This window comes from Mycobacterium sp. NTMscope_MAC_12, assembly GCF_976985675.1.
In genome coordinates this window covers 2,950,313-2,969,292 of record NZ_CDRJYY010000001.1, presented here as the reverse complement: position 1 = coordinate 2,969,292, position 18,980 = coordinate 2,950,313, and the positions used below count along the sequence as shown (strand labels likewise).

Sequence of the window (18,980 nt, the reverse complement as noted above, 5' to 3'; positions counted from 1 at the left end):
TTTGGACGTCGTTTTCGGGCCCGGTTGGTGGCCGTTGCGGCGCCGTCGACCGGCGAAGTGCTAAAAGGCACCTCAAGGCTGCTAAACTGGCGCCTGCGACCATCCCGGCGAACGCCAGGAACAGTTAAGTGGAGTCCCACTCCCACCGCGGACCGACGAGATCCCTGTCCGGATCTTCAAAGGTTCGACGGTCCGGTCACAGGCAACGTGTACGCCTGTTCCGCGCGTAGCGCGGGCGGCCCGAGCAGTTCTCGGACGTGATCGGTCGGCATTGGGCCCTGCTTGTGCAGGGCTTTTTTGCTCGTGGTGTGGTGTCTCCGCCGCTGCTTCCCGACGAACCCAGGTCACCGGTCGTCATTGCAGGACACACAGAAGCCCAACAAGGGAGGCCCCATCAGCACTGAGACCCGCGTCAACGAGCGCATCCGCGTACCTGAAGTCCGATTGATTGGCCCAGGGGGAGAGCAGGTAGGCATAGTGCGCATCGAAGACGCACTGCGTGTCGCTGCGGACGCCGATCTCGACCTTGTCGAAGTTGCCCCGAACGCCAGGCCGCCGGTCTGCAAGATCATGGACTACGGCAAATTCAAATACGAAGCGGCGCAAAAGGCGCGCGAATCCCGCCGGAACCAGCAGCAGACCGTCGTCAAGGAACAAAAGCTGCGACCCAAGATCGACGATCACGACTACGAGACCAAAAAGGGCCACGTCATCCGCTTCCTGGAGGCGGGATCGAAGGTGAAGGTCACGATCATGTTCCGCGGGCGTGAGCAGTCGCGGCCCGAGCTGGGCTATCGGTTGCTTCAGCGCCTAGGCGCGGACGTCGCCGAATACGGCTTCGTGGAGACGTCCGCCAAGCAGGACGGCCGCAACATGACGATGGTGCTGGCACCGCACCGCGGCGCGAAGACCCGCGCGAGGGCGCGGCATCCCGAAGAGCTGGGGGGCGGCGCGGCACCGGATTCCGATGCCGCCGCCGACGCCGAACCGTCGTCGAACTGACCTAACAGCGAGAACCAAGCGAGAACTAGAGGAAACATGCCCAAAGCCAAGACCCACAGCGGGGCCTCAAAGCGCTTCCGGCGCACCGGAACCGGCAAGATCGTGCGGCAGAAGGCCAACCGCCGGCACCTGCTCGAGCACAAGCCGACGAAACGGACCCGGCGCCTCGACGGCCGCACCGTGGTGGCCGCCAACGACACCCAGCGGATCAACCGGCTGCTGAACGGCTGACCACCGCGCCGGCCAGACCCGCAGCGCGAGCTGGCACGGCGACCCCCTTTATCGACCCACTACGCATGAACGAGAGTAGGAAAATCCAATGGCACGCGTGAAGCGGGCGGTCAACGCCCACAAGAAGAGGCGCAGCATCCTGAAGGCCTCGAAGGGCTATCGCGGCCAGCGATCCCGGCTCTACCGCAAAGCCAAAGAGCAGCAGCTGCATTCGCTGCAGTACGCCTATCGCGACCGTCGTGCGCGCAAGGGCGAGTTCCGCAAGCTGTGGATCTCGCGCATCAACGCGGCGGCGCGCGCCAACGACATCACCTACAACCGGCTGATCCAGGGCCTCAAGGCCGCCGGTGTGGAGGTGGACCGCAAAAACCTGGCCGACATCGCGGTCGCGGACCCGGCCGCCTTCACCGCGCTGGTGGACATCGCCCGCGCCGCGCTGCCCGAGGACGTCAACGCTCCCTCGGATTCGGGAGAAGCCGCCTAACCGGCCCGACCGAACATGCCTGACCGGCAGGTGCTGACCGAACGTTCAGCCAGGGTCGTCGCGGCGATCAAACTGCATCGCCACGTCGGCCGCCGTCGGGCGGGGCGTTTCCTCGCCGAAGGCCCCAACCTGGTCGAGGCCGCGTCCCGACGGGACTTCGTCCGCGACGTCTTTGTCACCGAAGCCGCCCGGCAGCGCCATGCGTCGTTGCTCGCGGCCCTGGACTGCCCGGTCCACCCGGTCACCGAGCGCGCCGCGAAGGCCCTCTCCGACACCGTCACCCCGGCGGGTCTGGTCGCGGTGTGCGACGTGCCGGCGACCCGCCTCGACGACATGCTGGCGGGCTCGCCGCAGCTGATCGCGGTCGCCGTCGAGATCAGCGAGCCGGGCAACGCCGGCACCCTCATTCGCCTGGCCGACGCGATGGGCGCGGCCGGCGTGATCCTCGGCGGCCACAGTGTCGATCCGTACAACGGCAAATGCCTGCGCGCGTCGGCCGGCAGCATCTTCTCGATCCCCGTCGTCGCCGCGCCCGACACCCTGGCCGCCGTTGACGCGGTGCGCGCCGCGGGTCTGCAGGCGCTCGCCACGACCGTGGATGGTGAGCAGCGGCTGGACGATGCCGGCGACCTGCTCGGCAGGCCGACGGCGTGGCTGTTCGGGCCCGAATCCCACGGCCTGCCAAGCGAAATCGCCTCGGCGGCCGACCACCGGCTGCGCATCCCGATGTCCGGCGGCGCCGAGAGCCTGAATGTGGCGTCGGCCGCGGCCATCTGTCTGTACCAGAGCGCGCGGGCGCTCAAACTGCCTACGCGGCCCTGACCGCTCGCTTCGGGCGGCCCCGCCCGGCGCGCAGTCCGGCCAGCGACAACGTCGTGTGCACCAGCGATCCGGCGCGTTCCAGCAGCGCGCGGGCCGGTTGCAGGGCGGGGTCGAACGGCAACTTGGGCGGCGGGGGGAAGTAGTGCATCGGCAGTCCGCGCCGGTCACGCGGCGGCGCCATGAACGGCGGGGCCTCGACCAGCGGCGCGTCGCTGGGCAGCCGTCCCTCGGCGCGGCGGTAGGCCGCCAGCGCGCGGGGGTGCAGCCGGATCTCGTCGGGCACCGCCAGGAACGCGAGTTCGACGATCTTGCCGAACAACCGCAGCAGCACCTCGTCGCCCGGAGTCCAACGCATTCCGGCCTTTTCGCGGACCGCCGGCTCGAACAGGCCGGCCGCGATCCAGCGCTGCCCGGCCACCAGCGGCCTGAAGATCTGGTCCCAGACCGGGGTCGGCATCAGCACGAACTTGGGTTTGGGAATCCGGATGTCGAAGATGTCGAGGACCGCCTGGTTGATCTCCAACTCCTCGCGACCGACCCGCTCCCAGTACTCCTGGAACTCGTCCCACGATCCGGGCACCGGCCGCATGCTCATCCCGTACATCCGGTACCACTGCACATGTTCGTCGAACAGTTGGCGCTTCTCGGCCTCGGTCAAGCCGCCGCAGAAGTACTCGGCCACCTTGACGATCAGCATGAAGAACGTGGCGTGCGCCCAGTAGAAAGTGTCGGGATCGAGCGCGTGATAGCGGCGCCCCTCCGCGTCGACACCTTTGATCGTGCGGTGGTAGCCCTTGATCTGCTGGCCGGTCTGGGCCGCGCGGTCGCCGTCGTAGACCACACCCATGATCGGGTAGACCGACCGGGCCACCCGCTGCAGCGGCTCGCGCAGCAGGATCGAATGCTCCTCGACGGCCGCTCCGAGTTCGGGGTACATGTTCTGGATCGCCCCGATCCACACACCCATCATTCCGGTGCGCAGATCGCCAAAATACTTCCAGGTCAGGGAATCTGGTCCGAGCGGATCAGCGGATGTAGTCGATCTGCCAGTCATCGCGGCCTCCTGCACCGATTGGCCTCACGATAACTTTGACAACGTATGTTGTCTACGATTTCGGCGATGTGTCCGCGCGGCTGTTATCGAGCTTCCACACCGGTGTGCCGCCACCGTGATCGGGCGGCGAGGTGCGACTTGTGACACACCCGGCGGGGCCGTCGTTGCCTGCCTCTGACGAAACCAAATAACCTGGCCAGGTGGAACTCGCGCGTCGCGATCTGGATCCGGGCGAGCCCGGCGAATCCCCGGCGGCGCACTCCGCCCCGCGGCGTTCACCGCTGTCGGTGCACAACGCGACTCAATGGCTGCACGGCCGGAATCACAGCCCCGGGGCGGTCGCCCTGGTCCGGCGCGCGCGCCGGCTGTTGCCCGGGGACCCCGAGTTCGGCGATCCGCTGTCGACGGCCGGCGATGGCGGTCCGCGCGCCGCGGCGCGTGCGGCCGATCGGCTGCTGGGGGACCGCGACGCGGTGTCGCGCGAGGTCAGCCTCGGGGTGCTGCAGGTGTGGCAGGCGCTGACCGAGGGGGTTGCCCGGCGGCCGGCCAATCCCGAGGTGACGTTGGTCTTCACCGATCTGGTCGGGTTTTCGACGTGGTCCTTGCAGGCCGGCGACGACGCGGCGCTGGTGCTGCTGCGTCAGGTTGCGCGGGCGCTCGAGCCGCCGCTGCTCGACGCGGGCGGGCACATCGTCAAACGCATGGGCGACGGGCTCATGGCCGTGTTCGGCGACCCGGTGGTCGCCGTGCGGGCCGTGCTGGCCGCCAAAGAGGCGCTCCAATCGGTCGAGGTGGACGGCTACACGCCGCGGATGCGCGTGGGCATCCACACCGGACGACCGCAGCGGCTGGCCGCGGATTGGCTCGGCGTGGATGTGAATATCGCCGCACGAGTTATGGAACGGGCCACCAAGGGTGGAATCATGGTGTCGAGTTCAACGTTAGATCTCATACCGCAAAGCGAGCTGGACGCGTTGGGCGTCGAGGCCAAGCGCACCCGCAAACCGGTTTTCGGGCCGAAGCCCGCCGGCATGCCCGCCGACTTGGCGATATATCGCCTCAAGACTTTTAGGGAGTTGTCAGGCTCTGATGACACAGCCGAAACAAATTCGCAGCCATAATGGGTGCCAATGCTAGGGGGCATCGTGTCCCGGCTCGCCCGGGTCCAATTCACCGTGGGGTATGCGGCGCTGCTGCTTGCCATCAGCTGCGCCATCCTGGTGCTCGGCCCGGAGGCGCATGACGTCATCGTCGCGCGTGCCAGCACCAACGTGCACAACCTGGCCCACGGACACCTCGGCACCCTGCTGGGCAGCGCGCTGGTGGTCGACGCCGGTCCGCTCTACTTCTGGCTGCCCTTCCTGACCTGCCTGCTGGCGCTGGCCGAGCTGCATTTGCGCACCATCCGGCTGGTGGTGGCTTTCGTCGTCGGCCACATCGGCGCGACGTTGCTGGTGGCCGCCGCCCTGGCCGGGGCGGTCGAGTTCGGTTGGCTGCCCGTGTCGATCACCCGGGCCAGCGACGTCGGGATGAGCTACGGCGCGCTGGCGGTGCTCGGCGCGATGACGGCGGTGATCCCGTCGCGCTGGCGGGCCGCGTGGGTCGGCTGGTGGGTGGCGGCGGGCATCGCCTCGGCGATCGTCGGCGGTGACTTCACCGATGCCGGCCACACCGTCGCGGTGATCCTGGGCGTGCTCGTGTCGGCGCGGTTCCGGCAGCCGATCCACTGGACACCGGCCCGGTACCTGATGCTGGCGGCCTCGTCGGGCTTCGGTTTCCTGATGCTGGCCCACCACTGGGGGACCATGGCGGCGACGCCGGTGTTCGGTCTCCTGGGCGCCCTGGTCGCCTACGCGGGGGCGAAGTTCGTCGCCGGCCGGGGCCTCCCGGTCGCGCCGCTGGACGGCGACGGCACGCTGCCCGGACCGGCTCCGGCCGTCGCCGGCTGACCCCCGCCGGGCAACTGCCCAGCGCCCGCCGGGCGCCAGGCATCGAATCACTATGATCAGCACTCGACCCGTGCCGCGCGGAAAGCACGATCGATGCGGGCAGCCCTAACAGCCTCGTCAGCAAGGAGAATGTCGCCGCGTGGGTGAGCAACCCGTCGACCTGTCGCCCGAAGCGTTGACCGAGGCGGTCAACGCCGCCCGGCAGGCCTTCACACTGGCCGACGATCTCGACACCCTGGCGCGTGTCAAGACCGAGCACCTCGGCGACCGCTCACCGCTGGCGCTGGCGCGCCAGGCGCTGGGAAGCGTTCCCAAAGACGAGCGCGCCGACGCCGGTAAGCGGGTCAACGCCGCGCGAGGCGAGGCACAGCAGGGCTACGACGACCGCCTCGCGGTCCTGCGCGCGGAACGCGACGCCGCGGTGCTGGTCGCCGAGCGCATCGACGTGACGTTGCCGTCGACCCGGCAGCCGATCGGGGCGCGGCACCCGATCACGATCCTGGCCGAACACATCGCCGACACCTTCATCGCGATGGGGTGGGAGTTGGCCGAGGGCCCGGAGGTCGAGAGCGAGCAGTTCAACTTCGACGCGCTCAACTTCCCCGCCGACCACCCGGCGCGCAGCGAGCAGGACACCTTCTACATCGCGCCGGAGGACTCCCGGCAGCTGTTGCGCACCCATACCTCGCCGGTGCAGGTGCGCACGCTGCTGGCGCGCGAATTGCCCGTCTACATCGTCTCGATCGGCCGCACGTTCCGCACCGACGAACTCGACGCCACCCACACCCCGGTCTTCCATCAGGTCGAGGGCCTGGCGGTGGACCGCGGCCTGTCGATGGCGCACCTGCGGGGCACGCTGGATGCGTTCGCGCGCGCCCAGTTCGGCGCCGAGGCACGCACCCGCATCCGCCCGCACTTCTTCCCGTTCACCGAGCCCTCCGCCGAGGTCGACGTGTGGTTCGTCGGCAAGAAGGGCGGGCCCGGCTGGGTGGAATGGGGCGGTTGCGGGATGGTGCACCCGAACGTGTTGCGCGCGGCGGGAATCGACCCCGACGAGTACTCCGGCTTCGCGTTCGGCATGGGCCTGGAACGAACGCTGCAGTTCCGCAACGGCATTCCGGACATGCGCGACATGGTCGAGGGCGACGTCCGGTTCTCGCTGCCGTTCGGGGTGGGTGCCTGATGCGCGTTCCGTACAGCTGGCTGCGCGAGGTCGTGAACGCCGGCGCGCCGGGTTGGGATGCGGCCCCCGCCGAGCTGGAGCAGACGCTGGTGGACATCGGCCACGAGGTCGAAGAGGTCCTCACCCTCGGGCCCGTCGACGGCCCGCTGACGGTGGGCCGCGTCACCGACATCGAGGAGCTCACCGGTTTCAAGAAGCCCATCCGGTTCTGCCACGTCGACGTCGGCGAGGGACAAGACCGCGAGATCGTCTGCGGTGCAACGAATTTCGCGGCCGGCGACCTCGTGGTGGTGGCGCTGCCGGGCACCACGCTGCCCGGCGGCTTCGCCATCGCCGCGCGCAAGACCTACGGACGCGCATCGGACGGGATGATCTGCTCGACGGCCGAACTCGGTTTGGGTGCCGACCATTCCGGGATCCTGGTGCTGCCGCCGGGCACCGCCGAACCCGGAGCCGACGGCGCCGCGGTGCTGGGACTCGACGACGTGATCTTCCACCTGGCCATCACCCCCGACCGCGGTTACGGCTTGTCGCTGCGGGGCCTGGCCCGCGAAATCGCCTGCGCCTACGACCTGGACTTCGTCGACCCGGCCGACGTCAAGCCCCTGCCGGCGAACGGGGAGGCCTGGCCGCTGACCGTGCAGCCCGACACCGGGGTGCGGCGGTTCGCGCTGCGTCCGGTCACCGGCATCGACCCCGCGGCCGTGTCGCCCTGGTGGCTGCAGCGCCGCCTGCTGCTCTCCGGCATCCGCGCGACCTCGCCGGCGGTCGACGTCACGAACTACGTGATGCTCGAACTCGGCCACCCCATGCACGCCCACGACCGCAACCGCATCACCGGCGGGTTCGGCGTGCGCTTCGCCCGGCCCGGCGAGACCGTCGTCACCCTCGACGACATCGAGCGCAAACTCGAACCGGCCGACGTGCTGATCGTCGACGACACGGCGACGACCGCGATCGGCGGCGTGATGGGCGCGGCCAGCACCGAGGTGCGCGCCGATTCCACCGACGTGCTGCTCGAGGCCGCGGTCTGGGACCCCGCCGCGGTGTCGCGCACCCAGCGCAGATTGCACCTGCCCAGCGAGGCGGCCCGCCGCTATGAGCGGGGCGTGGATCCGGCCATTTCCGTGGCCGCCCTGGACCGGTGCGCCGCGCTGCTCGCCGAGATCGCCGGCGGGGCGGTGTCCGACACGCTGACCGATTGGCGGGGCGAGCCGGCGCGCGACGACTGGGCCGGAACGCCGATCGACATCGCCGCCGGCCTGCCCGGCCGCATCGCCGGCGTGGCCTACGCCCCGGGAACGGCCGCCAAGCGGCTGTCCCAAATCGGTGCGGCCGTAGCGGAACACGGCGACACGCTGACGGTGACCCCGCCCAGCTGGCGGCCCGATCTGGTGCAGCCCCCCGACCTCGTCGAGGAGGTGCTGCGGCTCGAGGGGCTCGAGGTCATCCCGTCGGTGCTGCCGTCGGCGCCGGCCGGCCGCGGCCTGTCCGCCGTGCAACAACGCCGCCGCGCCATCGGCAAGTCGCTGGCCCAGTCCGGTTACGTCGAGATTCTGCCGACGCCGTTTTTGCCCGCCGGCGTGTTCGACCTGTGGGGCCTGCCGGCCGACGATCCGCGGCGGGTCGCGACCACCGTGCTCAATCCGCTGGAGGCCGACCGACCGCACTTGGCCACCACGCTGCTGCCGGCGTTGCTGGAAGCCTTGGTGCGCAACGTATCCCGCGGCCTGGTGGACGTTTCGCTCTATGCCCTGGCCCAGGTGGTGCAGCCGTCAGCCGAGACCCGCGGCGTGACGCTGATTCCCGTCGACCGGCGGCCGACCGACGGCGAGATCGCCACCCTCGACGCGTCGTTGCCGCGGCAACCGCAGCATGTCGCCGCGGTGCTGACCGGCCTGCGGGAACGGCGCGGCCCCTGGGGGCCGGGCCGGCGCGCCGAGGCCGCCGACGCGTTCGAGGCGGTGCGCATCATCGCCCGCGCCGCCGGAATCGACGTGCGGTTGCGGGCGGCGCAGCAGCTGCCCTGGCATCCGGGCCGGTGCGCCGAGGTGCTCGTCGGCGACACGACGGTGGGGTACGCGGGCCAGCTGCATCCCGCCGTGACCGAGCGCTCCGGCCTGCCCAAGGGCACGTGCGCGCTCGAACTCAACCTCGACGCGATCCCCCTCGTCGCGGCGCTGCCCGCGCCCCGAGTGTCGCCGTTCCCGGCCGTCTTCCAGGACGTCAGCCTGGTGGTGTCCGCGGACGTCCCGGCCGCCGCGGTGGCGGACGCCGTGCGCGAAGGCGCGGGGGAGCTCCTGGAAGACCTGCAGTTGTTCGACGTTTTCACGGGCCCGCAGATCGGCGAGGACCGCAAGTCGCTGACCTTCGCGCTGCGGTTCCGGGCGGCGGATCGCACCCTCACCGAGGACGACGCCACCGCGGCCCGCGACGCCGCCGTGCGCCGGGCCGCCGAGTCGGTCGGCGCCGAGCTCCGCACCTAGGTGGAATGGATTTGCAAAGTACTGCATAACCATGCAGAATCGTCGAAATGGCCGACGTGATCAAGGTGGCAGTTGCCGGTGCCAGCGGCTATGCGGGCGGTGAGATCCTCCGCCTGTTGCTCGGGCACCCCGCCTATGCCCAGGGGCGCCTCTCGATCGGCGCGCTGACCGCCGCGGCCAGTGCCGGCAGCACGCTCGCCGAGCACCATCCGCACCTGACGCCGCTGGCCCAGCGCGTCGTCGAGCCGACCGAGCCCGCCGCGCTCGCCGGCCACGACGTGGTGTTCCTGGGCTTGCCGCACGGTCATTCGGCCGCGCTGGCCTCTCAGCTCGGCCCCGACACCCTGATCATCGACTGCGGCGCGGACTTCCGGCTCACCGACGCCGCCGCGTGGGAGCGGTTCTACGGCTCCCCGCACGCCGGCAGCTGGCCCTACGGGCTGCCGGAGCTACCCGGCGCGCGCGAGCGGCTGCGCGGCGCCCGACGCATCGCGGTCCCCGGGTGTTACCCGACCGCGGCGTTGCTGGCGTTGCTGCCCGCGGTGGCCGAGGACCTCATCGAGCCCGCCGTCACGGTGGTCGCCGTCAGCGGCACCTCCGGGGCCGGGCGGGCCGCCAAGCCCGACCTGCTGGGCGCCGAGGTCATCGGATCGGCGAGGGCCTACAACATCGCCGGGGCGCACCGGCACACCCCCGAGATCACCCAGGGCCTGGCGGCCGTCACCGACCGCGACGTCACGGTGTCCTTCACCCCTGTGCTGATCCCGACGTCGCGCGGAATCCTGGCCACCTGCACCGCCCGCACCCGCGCGCCACTGTCGCAACTGCGGGAAGCCTACGAAAAGGCTTACGACGCAGAACCTTTCATCTATCTGATGCCCGACGGTCAACTGCCCCGCACCGGGGCGGTGATCGGAAGCAACGCGGCCCACATCGCGATCGCGGTGGACGAGGCGGCCCAGACGTTCGTGGCGATCGCCGCGATCGACAACCTGGTCAAGGGTACGTCCGGGGCGGCCGTGCAGTCGATGAACCTGGCGCTGGGCTGGCCGGAGTCCGAAGGCCTTTCGGTGATCGGGGTGGCGCCGTGACGCGCACCGAGACGCCGCGGTTGGTGCGCGAGCAGGGCGTGACCGCGCCGGCCGGATTCCGGGCGGCGGGCATCGCCGCCGGCATCAAGGCCTCGGGCAAGCGCGACCTGGCCCTGGTCTTCAACGAGGGCCCCGATTACGCGGCCGCCGGGGTGTTCACCCGCAACAGGGTCAAGGCCGCGCCGGTGCTGTGGTCCCAGCAGGTGCTGAGCACCGGGGCGCTGCGCGCGGTGATCCTCAACTCCGGCGGCGCCAACGCCTGCACCGGGCCGGGCGGGTTCCAGGACACCCACGCCACGGCCGAGGCCGTCGCGGCCGCGTTGTCGGACTGGGGCACCGAGACCGGCGCCATCGAGGTGGCGGTGTGCTCCACCGGGCTGATCGGCGACCGGCTACCGATGGACAAGGTGCTCGCCGGGGTGCGCGCGATCGTGCAGGACATGGCCGGCGGCCTGTCCGGCGGCGACGACGCCGCCCAGGCGATCATGACCACCGACACCGTGCCCAAACAGGTTGCGCTGCATCACCCCGGCGGCTGGACGATCGGCGGGATGGCCAAGGGCGCGGGCATGCTCGCGCCGTCGCTGGCGACGATGCTGTGCGTGCTCACCACCGACGCGGCCGTCGACGCGGCGGCGCTGGACGCCGCGCTGCGCCACGCGGCCGCGCGCACGTTCGACCGGCTCGACGTCGACGGCGCGTGCTCGACCAACGACACGGTGCTGCTGCTGGCCTCGGGGGCCAGCGGGATTGCCCCGGACCAGGGCGACCTCGCCGACGCCGTGCTGCGCGTCTGCGACGACCTCTGCGCCCAGCTGCAGGCCGACGCCGAGGGCGTCACCAAGCGCGTCAACGTCACCGTCACCGGCGCCGCCTCCGAGGACGACGCCCTGGTCGCCGCGCGGACCATCGCCCGCGACAGTCTCGTCAAGACGGCGGTGTTCGGCTCGGACCCCAACTGGGGCCGGGTGCTCGCCGCCGTCGGCATCGCGCCCATCGCCCTCGATGTCGATCGGATCACAGTGTCGTTCAACGGTTTTGCGGTCTTCGCCGACGGGGTTCCGGTGCCGGGCGCGCGCGAGGTGGACCTCTCGGGGGCCGACATCGACATCACCGTCGACCTGAGGCTCGGCGAGGGCCGGGCCACCATCCGGACCACCGACCTGTCCCACGGCTACGTCGAAGAGAATTCGGCGTACAGCTCATGAGTTCCTCTACCGAAGCCCTGTCAACCGGAGTCAAGGCGCAGGTGCTCGCCGAGGCCCTGCCCTGGCTCAAGCAGCTGCACGGCAAGATCGTCGTCATCAAGTACGGCGGCAACGCCATGACCGACGACACGCTGCGGCACGCGTTCGCCGCCGACATGGCGTTCCTGCGCAACTGCGGCGTGCACCCCGTCGTCGTGCACGGCGGCGGCCCGCAGATCAGCGCGATGCTGCGCCGGCTCGGCATCCAGGGTGACTTCAAGGGCGGATTCCGGGTCACCACACCGGAAGTGCTCGATGTGGCGCGGATGGTGTTGTTCGGCCAGGTCGGCCGCGAACTGGTCAACTTGATCAACGCGCACGGACCGTACGCCGTCGGCATCACCGGCGAGGACGCCCAGCTGTTCACCGCCGTGCGGCGCAGCGTCACCGTCGACGGCGTGGCCACCGACATCGGCCTGGTCGGAGACGTCGAGCGGGTCAACACCGCCGCGGTGCTGGATCTTATTGCCGCACGGCGCATTCCGGTGGTGTCGACGCTGGCGCCGGACGCCGAGGGCGTGGTGCACAACATCAACGCCGACACCGCCGCGGCGGCGCTGGCCGAGGCGCTGCACGCCGAGAAGCTGTTGATGCTCACCGACGTCGAAGGCCTGTACACGAGTTGGCCCGACCGCGATTCGCTGGTCAGCGAAATCGACACGGCCACACTGTCGCAACTGCTACCCACCCTGGAGGCGGGCATGATTCCCAAGGTCGAAGCGTGTTTGCGGGCCGTCACCGCGGGCGTGCCGAGCGCGCACGTCATCGACGGGCGGGTCGAACACTGTGTGCTGGTGGAGCTTTTCACCGACGCGGGCACGGGCACCAAGGTGGTACCGGCATGAGTAATACCGACGCCCTGAAGCGGCGGTGGGAAGCCGTGATGATGAACAACTACGGCACCCCCGCGATGGCGCTGGCCAGTGGCGACGGGGCCGTGGTCACCGACGCGGATGGAAATCGCTATCTCGACCTGCTCGGCGGCATCGCGGTCAATATCCTGGGCCACCGCCACCCTGCGATCATCGAGGCGGTCACCCACCAGATGGCGACGCTGGGGCACACGTCCAACCTGTATGCCACCGAACCCGGTATCGCGCTGGCCGAGGAACTGGTCGCGCTGCTGGGCGCGCCCGAAGAAACGCCGGCGCGGGTGTTCTTCTGCAACTCCGGCACCGAGGCCAACGAGGTAGCGTTCAAGCTGTCCCGGCTCACCGGCCGCACCAAACTGGTTGCCGCGCAAGAGGCTTTCCACGGCCGGACCATGGGATCGCTGGCGCTCACCGGTCAGCCGAGCAAGCGGGCGCCGTTCGCCCCGTTGCCCGGCGACGTCACCTACGTGCCGTACGGCGACGCCGCGGCGCTGGCCGCGGCGGTCGGCGACGACACGGCGGCGGTGTTTTTGGAACCGATCATGGGGGAAAGCGGCGTCGTCGTCCCGCCCGAGGGATACCTGGCCGCCGCCCGCGATGTCACGGCGCGGCACGGTGCGCTGCTGGTGCTCGACGAGGTGCAGACCGGGATGGGCCGCACCGGAACGTTTTTCGCCCACCAGCACGACGGCATCACCCCCGACGTGGTCACGCTGGCCAAGGGGCTCGGCGGCGGCCTGCCGATCGGGGCCTGCCTGGCCGTCGGGCGCGCCGCCGAGCTGATGACGCCCGGCCTGCACGGCAGCACCTTCGGCGGAAACCCGGTCTGCACGGCGGCGGCGCTGGCGGTGCTGCGGGTGCTGGCGTCCGAAAACCTGGTCCGCCACGCCGAGGTGCTGGGCAAGTCGCTGCGGCACGGCATCGAGGCGCTCGGCCACCCGCTCGTCGACCACGTGCGCGGGCGCGGGCTGCTGTGCGGGGTGGTGCTCACCGCGCCGCGGGCCAAGGACGCCGAGGCCGCCGCGCGGGAGGCCGGATTCCTGGTGAACGCCGCCGCGCCCGACGTCATCCGGCTGGCGCCGCCGCTGATCATCACCGAAGACCAGCTCGACGCCTTCGTCACCGCGCTGCCGGCCATTTTCGAGGGGGTTGCACGTGGTTAGGCATTTCCTGCGCGACGACGACCTGTCGCCCGCCGAGCAGGCCGAGGTGCTGCAGCTGGCCGCCGAACTGAAGAAGGACCCGTTCAGCGCGCGTCCCCTGGAGGGGCCGCGCGGGGTCGCTGTCCTGTTCGACAAGAACTCCACCCGCACCCGGTTCTCGTTCGAGGTGGGCATCGCCCAGCTCGGCGGGCACGCCGTCGTCGTCGACGCCCGCAGCACCCAGCTCGGCCGCGACGAGACGCTGGAGGACACCGCGCGGGTGCTGTCGCGCTATGTCGAGGCCATCGTCTGGCGCACGTTCGGGCAGGAGCGCCTCGAGGCGATGGCCGGGGCGGCGACGGTGCCGGTGGTCAACGCGCTCTCCGACGAGTTCCACCCCTGCCAGGTGCTCGCCGATCTGCAGACCATCGCCGAACGCAAGGGCTCGCTGACCGGTTTGCGGATGGCCTATTTCGGTGACGGCGCCAACAACATGGCGCACTCGCTGATGCTCGGCGGCGTCACGGCCGGCGTCCACGTCACCATCGCCGCCCCGGATGGTTTCGCCCCCGATCCGGCGTTCGTGGCGGCGGCCCGCCGGCGCGCCGAGGACACCGGCGCCTCGGTCACCGTCACCGCCGACGCCGCGGCGGCCGCGCGCGGCGCCGACGTCCTGGTCACCGACACCTGGACGTCGATGGGCCAGGAGGACGACGGCCTGGACCGGGTCAAGCCGTTCCGGCCCTATCAGATCAACGCCGACCTGCTGTCCCTGGCGGACCCGGAAGCCATTGTGCTGCACTGCCTTCCGGCTCACCGCGGCGACGAGATCACCGATGAGGTGATGGACGGCCCGGCCAGCGTGGTCTTCGACGAGGCCGAAAACCGGTTGCATGCCCAAAAGGCGCTGCTGGTGTGGCTTTTGGAGCGGCGGTCATGACCCGCTCGAAAACAACCCCCGAAACCACCCGGGCCGGCCGGCAGGCCCGCATCGTGGCGATCCTGTCGTCGGCCGAGGTGCGCAGCCAGAGCGAACTGGCGGCGCGCCTGGCCGACGAGGGCATCGAGGTCACCCAGGCCACCTTGTCGCGGGACCTGGAAGAGCTGGGCGCGGTGAAACTGCGCGGCGCCGACGGCGGCGTCGGCGTCTACATGGTCCCCGAGGACGGCAACCCGGTGCGCGGCGTGTCCGGCGGGACCGCGCGGCTCTCGCGGCTGCTGAGCGAACTGCTGGTGTCGGCCGACGCCAGCGCGAATCTCGCGGTGCTGCGCACACCGCCGGGCGCCGCCGACTATTTGGCCAGCGCGATCGATCGCGCGGCGCTACCGTACGTCGTCGGCACCATCGCCGGCGATGACACCGTCTTCGTGGCGGCTCGAGAGCCGATGACCGGCGCCGAACTGGCCACCACATTGGAAAAACTCACGTAAGCGATTTCAACCTAAGGAGATTGGTTCATGTCAGAACGCGTCATCCTGGCGTATTCCGGCGGTCTGGACACCTCGGTGGCCATCAGCTGGATCGGCAAGGAGACCGGCCGTGAGGTCGTAGCGGTGGCGATCGACCTCGGCCAGGGCGGCGAAGACATGGAGGTCATCCGCCAGCGGGCCCTGGACTGCGGGGCGGTGGAGGCCGTCGTCGTCGACGCCCGCGACGAATTCGCCGAGGGCTATTGCCTTCCCACCATCCTGTCCAACGCCCTCTATATGGATCGCTACCCGCTGGTGTCGGCCATCAGCCGGCCCCTGATCGTCAAGCACCTGGTGGCGGCGGCCCGCGAGCACGGCGGCAGCATCGTCGCGCACGGCTGCACCGGCAAGGGCAACGACCAGGTCCGGTTCGAGGTCGGATTCGGTTCGCTGGCACCCGATCTCGAAGTGTTGGCGCCGGTCCGCGACTACGCCTGGACGCGCGAGAAGGCGATCGCGTTCGCCGAAGAGAACGCCATCCCGATCAACGTGACCAAGCGCTCGCCGTTCTCCATCGACCAGAACGTGTGGGGCCGCGCGGTGGAAACCGGTTTCCTGGAACACCTTTGGAACGCGCCCACCAAGGACGTCTACGCCTACACCGAAGACCCCACGCTGAACTGGAGCACCCCCGACGAGGTGGTCGTCGGGTTCGAGCGCGGCGTGCCCGTGACGATCGACGGCAAGCGAAGGTCGGTGCTGGGGGCCATCGAGGAACTCAACACCCGCGCCGGCGCGCAGGGCGTCGGCCGCCTCGACGTCGTCGAGGACCGGCTGGTGGGCATCAAGAGCCGCGAGATCTACGAGGCGCCCGGCGCCATGGTGCTCATCACCGCGCACACCGAGCTCGAACACGTCACGCTCGAGCGCGAGCTGGGCCGGTTCAAGCGGCACACCGATCAGCGTTGGGCTGAACTGGTTTACGACGGGCTGTGGTACTCGCCGCTGAAGGCCGCGCTGGAGAGCTTCGTCGACAAGACCCAAGAACATGTGACGGGTGAGGTCCGAATGGTGTTGCACGGCGGCCACATTGCGGTCAACGGCCGGCGCAGCGCCGAATCGCTGTACGACTTCAACCTGGCCACCTACGACGAGGGCGACAGCTTCGACCAGTCGGCCGCCAAGGGTTTCGTCTACGTGCACGGGCTGTCGTCGAAGATCGCGTCCCGCCGGGACCAGGCCACCGAGGCGTGACTGTGCATTCCACGACGCGACACGCCGTCAAGCCGTCGCAGGATTCACACTCGCGGCGCAGGAGCGGCGGAGGAGCGGGTAGATGAGCACTCGCGAGGGGTCGTTGTGGGGCGGGCGGTTCGCCGACGGCCCGTCGGACGCGCTGGCCGCGCTGAGCAAGTCCACCCACTTCGACTGGGTGCTGGCCCCCTACGACATCGTCGCCTCGCGGGCCCACACCGTGATCCTGTTCCGGGCCGGGCTGTTGACCGAGGAGCAGCGCGACGGGCTGCTGGCCGGCCTGGACCAGCTCGCCGAGGACGTCGCCGACGGCAGCTTCTCGCCGCTGGTCACCGATGAGGACGTGCACGGGGCGCTGGAACGCGGACTGATCGACCGGGTCGGGCCCGACCTTGGCGGGCGGCTGCGGGCCGGCCGGTCGCGCAACGACCAGGTGGCCACCCTGTTCCGGATGTGGCTGCGCGACGCGGTGCGGCGGGTCGCCGCCGGGGCGCTGGACGTCGTCGGCGCGCTGGCCACCCAGGCCGCCGCCCACCCGGACGCCATCATGCCCGGCAAGACCCACCTGCAGTCCGCGCAGCCGGTGTTGCTGGCCCACCACCTGCTCGCGCACGCCCAGCCGCTGCTGCGCGACGTCGACCGCCTCGCCGACTTCGACAAGCGGGCCGCGATCTCCCCGTACGGCTCCGGGGCGCTGGCCGGATCCTCGCTGGGGCTGGACCCCGGCGCGATCGCCGCCGAGCTGGGATTTGCGGCCGCCGCCGACAACTCCATCGACGCGACCGCATCGCGGGATTTCGCCGCGGAGGCGGCGTTCGTCTTCGCCATGATCGGCGTCGACCTGTCCCGGCTGGCCGAGGACATCATCCTGTGGAGCTCGACCGAATTCGGCTACGTCACCCTCCACGATTCGTGGTCCACCGGCAGCTCGATCATGCCGCAGAAGAAGAACCCGGACATCGCCGAGCTGGCCCGCGGCAAATCCGGGCGGCTGATCGGAAACCTGGCCGGCCTGCTGGCCACGCTGAAGGCCCAGCCGCTCGCCTACAACCGTGACCTGCAGGAAGACAAGGAACCGGTGTTCGATTCGGTGGCCCAGCTGGAGCTGGTGCTGCCCGCGATGGCCGGGTTGGTGGGCAGCCTGACGTTCGACGTCGATCGGATGGCCGCCCTCGCGCCCGCCGGGTACACGCTGGCCACCGATATCGCCGAATGGCTGGTGCGCCAGGGGGTGCCGTTCCGATCCGCGCACGAGGCCGCCGGGGCCGCCGTGCGCGCCGCCGAGCAGCGCGGCGTCGGGCTCGACGAGCTGACCGACGACGAGCTGGCCGCCATCAGCGGTGACCTGACGCCGCAGGTTCGTGAGGTTTTGACGATCGAGGGCTCGGTGGCCTCGCGGGACGCGTGGGGCGGCACCGCGCCCGTCCGGGTCGCCGAGCAGATCGAAAACGTCCTGGCCAGCGCCGGACGGCTCAAGGAACGGCTCGAAGACCTGTCGAGTGGGAGCCGTTGAGATGAGATCGGTTTCGTCGCCCGGCGCCGCCATGCCGACTAGACTGCGGGCTCAAAGAGATCCGGATGAACCTTGCGGGCCGGATCCCCGTGACCAAGGGGTGGGAAGGCAATGAGCGTCGTCGCCGGCGTGTTCGGTGCGCTACCGCCGCACCGTTATTCGCAGCGCGACCTCACCGACTTCTTCGTCAGCATTCCCGAGTTCGCGGGCTACGAAGACATCGTCCGGCAGCTGCATGCCAGCGCCAAAGTCGACAGCCGCCACCTGGTGCTGCCGCTCGAGCAATACCCGACGCTGAGCGACTTCGGCATGGCGAACCGGATCTTCACCGAGCACGCCGTGAACCTCGGCTGCGAGGCGCTGTCCGGCGCGCTCGACGAGGCGGGACTGCGGCCGCAGGACGTCGACGTGCTGATCACGACGACCGTCACCGGGCTGGCGGTGCCGTCGGTGGACGCCCGGATCGCCGCGCGGCTCGGCCTGCGCGACGATGTGCGACGGGTGCCGCTGTTCGGGCTCGGCTGCGTGGCCGGGGCGGCCGGGGTGGCCCGCGCGAACGACTACCTGCGTGGTGCGCCCGACGCCGTCGCCGCCCTGGTCTCGGTCGAGCTGTGCTCGCTGACCTATCCCGGATACAAGCCGTCGCTGGCCGGGATGGTCGGCAGCGCGCTGTTCGCCGACGGGGCCGCGGCGGTGGTGGCCGTGGGCGACCGGCGCGCCGAACACCTTGCGGCCGGCGGGCCCAGCGTCCTGGATTCGCGCAGTCATCTGTACCCCGATTCGCTGCGCACCATGGGCTTCGATGTGCGATCGGGCGGGTTCGAGCTCGTGCTGTCGAAGGACGTCGCGGCCGTCGTCGAGCAATACATCGAAGACGACGTCACCCAGTTTCTCCGGTGCCATGGCTTGACCCCGACCGACATCGGCGCGTTCGTCAGCCACCCCGGCGGCCCCAAGGTCATCGAGGCGATCAACGCCGCGCTCAGCCTGCCGCCGGAAGCCCTGGAACTCACCTGGCGTTCGCTCGGCGAGATCGGCAATCTGTCGTCGGCGTCGGTGTTGCATGTGCTGCGCGACACCCTCGCCAAGCCGCCGCCGAGCGGAAGTCCCGGCCTGATGCTCGCGATGGGACCGGGATTCTGTTCCGAACTGGTGTTGTTGCGTTGGCACTGATGGTCGCTCGTGTACTTCCATTCCTGCCCTGAGGCGCCCTTTTGGGGCGGTGGCGAGTTTGTGGCGG

17 protein-coding genes and 1 pseudogene are annotated in these 18,980 nt (G+C 70.2%); 17 read left to right on the top strand and 1 reads right to left on the bottom strand.

What is annotated here, in order from left to right; genetic code table 11:
• Positions 1-393: 393 nt before the first annotated feature.
• The 4 genes from infC to AC0KS4_RS13600 all read left to right on the top strand — a co-directional run bounded on the left by infC (position 394) and on the right by AC0KS4_RS13600 (position 2,539).
• Positions 394-1,002, top strand: coding sequence for a translation initiation factor IF-3 (gene infC, locus AC0KS4_RS13615; RefSeq protein WP_225327549.1), 609 nt, complete (start codon positions 394-396; stop codon positions 1,000-1,002).
• A gap of 36 nt (positions 1,003-1,038) precedes the next feature.
• The gene (gene rpmI, locus AC0KS4_RS13610) at positions 1,039-1,233 is read left to right on the top strand and encodes a 50S ribosomal protein L35 (protein WP_014942304.1); all 195 of its coding nucleotides are present in this window, start codon (positions 1,039-1,041) and stop codon (positions 1,231-1,233) included.
• Positions 1,234-1,321: 88 nt separating this feature from the next.
• Complete coding sequence (gene rplT, locus AC0KS4_RS13605; RefSeq protein ID WP_008257634.1) at positions 1,322-1,717, top strand: 50S ribosomal protein L20; 396 nt, start codon at positions 1,322-1,324, stop codon at positions 1,715-1,717.
• Positions 1,718-1,747: 30 nt separating this feature from the next.
• On the top strand, positions 1,748-2,539 hold the full coding sequence (locus AC0KS4_RS13600) for a TrmH family RNA methyltransferase (protein ID WP_238957305.1): 792 nt from the start codon (positions 1,748-1,750) through the stop codon (positions 2,537-2,539).
• Here the strand turns inward: AC0KS4_RS13600 and AC0KS4_RS13595 are convergent.
• The gene (locus AC0KS4_RS13595) at positions 2,526-3,593 is read right to left on the bottom strand and encodes an oxygenase MpaB family protein (protein WP_238956129.1); all 1,068 of its coding nucleotides are present in this window, start codon (positions 3,591-3,593) and stop codon (positions 2,526-2,528) included. The genes AC0KS4_RS13600 and AC0KS4_RS13595 overlap by 14 nt on opposite strands.
• A 200-nt stretch (positions 3,594-3,793) precedes the next feature.
• Here AC0KS4_RS13595 and AC0KS4_RS13590 point away from each other — a divergent pair, with 200 nt between their 5' ends.
• The 13 genes and pseudogenes from AC0KS4_RS13590 to AC0KS4_RS13530 all read left to right on the top strand — a co-directional run bounded on the left by AC0KS4_RS13590 (position 3,794) and on the right by AC0KS4_RS13530 (position 18,913).
• Positions 3,794-4,714: an adenylate/guanylate cyclase domain-containing protein gene (locus tag AC0KS4_RS13590; protein ID WP_238956128.1), complete on the top strand. Its 921-nt coding sequence runs from the start codon at positions 3,794-3,796 to the stop codon at positions 4,712-4,714.
• A gap of 9 nt (positions 4,715-4,723) precedes the next feature.
• The gene (locus AC0KS4_RS13585; protein WP_238956127.1) at positions 4,724-5,542 is read left to right on the top strand and encodes a rhomboid-like protein; all 819 of its coding nucleotides are present in this window, start codon (positions 4,724-4,726) and stop codon (positions 5,540-5,542) included.
• A gap of 139 nt (positions 5,543-5,681) precedes the next feature.
• On the top strand, positions 5,682-6,725 hold the full coding sequence (gene pheS / locus AC0KS4_RS13580) for a phenylalanine--tRNA ligase subunit alpha (protein WP_238956126.1): 1,044 nt from the start codon (positions 5,682-5,684) through the stop codon (positions 6,723-6,725).
• Positions 6,725-9,211, top strand: coding sequence for a phenylalanine--tRNA ligase subunit beta (gene pheT, locus AC0KS4_RS13575; protein WP_238956125.1), 2,487 nt, complete (start codon positions 6,725-6,727; stop codon positions 9,209-9,211). Before pheS ends, pheT begins: the two co-directional genes overlap by 1 nt.
• A 31-nt stretch (positions 9,212-9,242) precedes the next feature.
• Positions 9,243-10,302: pseudogene (gene argC / locus AC0KS4_RS13570) on the top strand (N-acetyl-gamma-glutamyl-phosphate reductase).
• Positions 10,299-11,510, top strand: a complete 1,212-nt coding sequence (gene argJ / locus AC0KS4_RS13565; RefSeq protein WP_238956124.1) for a bifunctional glutamate N-acetyltransferase/amino-acid acetyltransferase ArgJ — start codon at positions 10,299-10,301, stop codon at positions 11,508-11,510. The pseudogene argC and the gene argJ overlap by 4 nt, the downstream one beginning before the upstream one ends.
• Complete coding sequence (gene argB / locus AC0KS4_RS13560) at positions 11,507-12,394, top strand: acetylglutamate kinase (protein ID WP_225327520.1); 888 nt, start codon at positions 11,507-11,509, stop codon at positions 12,392-12,394. The genes argJ and argB overlap by 4 nt, the downstream gene beginning before the upstream one ends.
• Positions 12,391-13,584 (top strand): acetylornithine transaminase, encoded by a 1,194-nt coding sequence (locus AC0KS4_RS13555; protein WP_238956123.1) that lies wholly within the window; start codon positions 12,391-12,393, stop codon positions 13,582-13,584. The genes argB and AC0KS4_RS13555 overlap by 4 nt, the downstream gene beginning before the upstream one ends.
• Positions 13,577-14,503 (top strand): ornithine carbamoyltransferase, encoded by a 927-nt coding sequence (argF, locus tag AC0KS4_RS13550; protein WP_225327522.1) that lies wholly within the window; start codon positions 13,577-13,579, stop codon positions 14,501-14,503. Before AC0KS4_RS13555 ends, argF begins: the two co-directional genes overlap by 8 nt.
• Positions 14,500-14,994, top strand: coding sequence for an arginine repressor (locus AC0KS4_RS13545; protein WP_083016028.1), 495 nt, complete (start codon positions 14,500-14,502; stop codon positions 14,992-14,994). Before argF ends, AC0KS4_RS13545 begins: the two co-directional genes overlap by 4 nt.
• Positions 14,995-15,021: 27 nt before the next feature.
• A complete protein-coding gene (locus AC0KS4_RS13540) occupies positions 15,022-16,227 on the top strand; it encodes an argininosuccinate synthase (RefSeq protein WP_238956122.1) in 1,206 nt (401 codons plus the stop codon).
• An 82-nt stretch (positions 16,228-16,309) separates the two neighbouring features.
• Positions 16,310-17,740: an argininosuccinate lyase gene (argH, locus tag AC0KS4_RS13535; protein WP_238956121.1), complete on the top strand. Its 1,431-nt coding sequence runs from the start codon at positions 16,310-16,312 to the stop codon at positions 17,738-17,740.
• A 111-nt stretch (positions 17,741-17,851) separates the two neighbouring features.
• Positions 17,852-18,913, top strand: coding sequence for a type III polyketide synthase (locus tag AC0KS4_RS13530; protein ID WP_225327525.1), 1,062 nt, complete (start codon positions 17,852-17,854; stop codon positions 18,911-18,913).
• Positions 18,914-18,980: the final 67 nt, after the last annotated feature.

Coding starts and splice junctions, on each gene's coding strand:
- rpmI (WP_014942304.1), top strand. CDS start 1,039: ATGCCCAAAGCCAAGACCCACAGCGGGGCCTCAAAGCGCTTCCGGCGC.
- rplT (WP_008257634.1), top strand. CDS start 1,322: ATGGCACGCGTGAAGCGGGCGGTCAACGCCCACAAGAAGAGGCGCAGC.
- AC0KS4_RS13595 (WP_238956129.1), bottom strand. CDS start 3,593: ATGACTGGCAGATCGACTACATCCGCTGATCCGCTCGGACCAGATTCC.
- AC0KS4_RS13585 (WP_238956127.1), top strand. CDS start 4,724: ATGCTAGGGGGCATCGTGTCCCGGCTCGCCCGGGTCCAATTCACCGTG.
- pheT (WP_238956125.1), top strand. CDS start 6,725: ATGCGCGTTCCGTACAGCTGGCTGCGCGAGGTCGTGAACGCCGGCGCG.
- argB (WP_225327520.1), top strand. CDS start 11,507: ATGAGTTCCTCTACCGAAGCCCTGTCAACCGGAGTCAAGGCGCAGGTG.
- AC0KS4_RS13555 (WP_238956123.1), top strand. CDS start 12,391: ATGAGTAATACCGACGCCCTGAAGCGGCGGTGGGAAGCCGTGATGATG.
- AC0KS4_RS13545 (WP_083016028.1), top strand. CDS start 14,500: ATGACCCGCTCGAAAACAACCCCCGAAACCACCCGGGCCGGCCGGCAG.
- AC0KS4_RS13540 (WP_238956122.1), top strand. CDS start 15,022: ATGTCAGAACGCGTCATCCTGGCGTATTCCGGCGGTCTGGACACCTCG.
- argH (WP_238956121.1), top strand. CDS start 16,310: ATGAGCACTCGCGAGGGGTCGTTGTGGGGCGGGCGGTTCGCCGACGGC.
- AC0KS4_RS13530 (WP_225327525.1), top strand. CDS start 17,852: ATGAGCGTCGTCGCCGGCGTGTTCGGTGCGCTACCGCCGCACCGTTAT.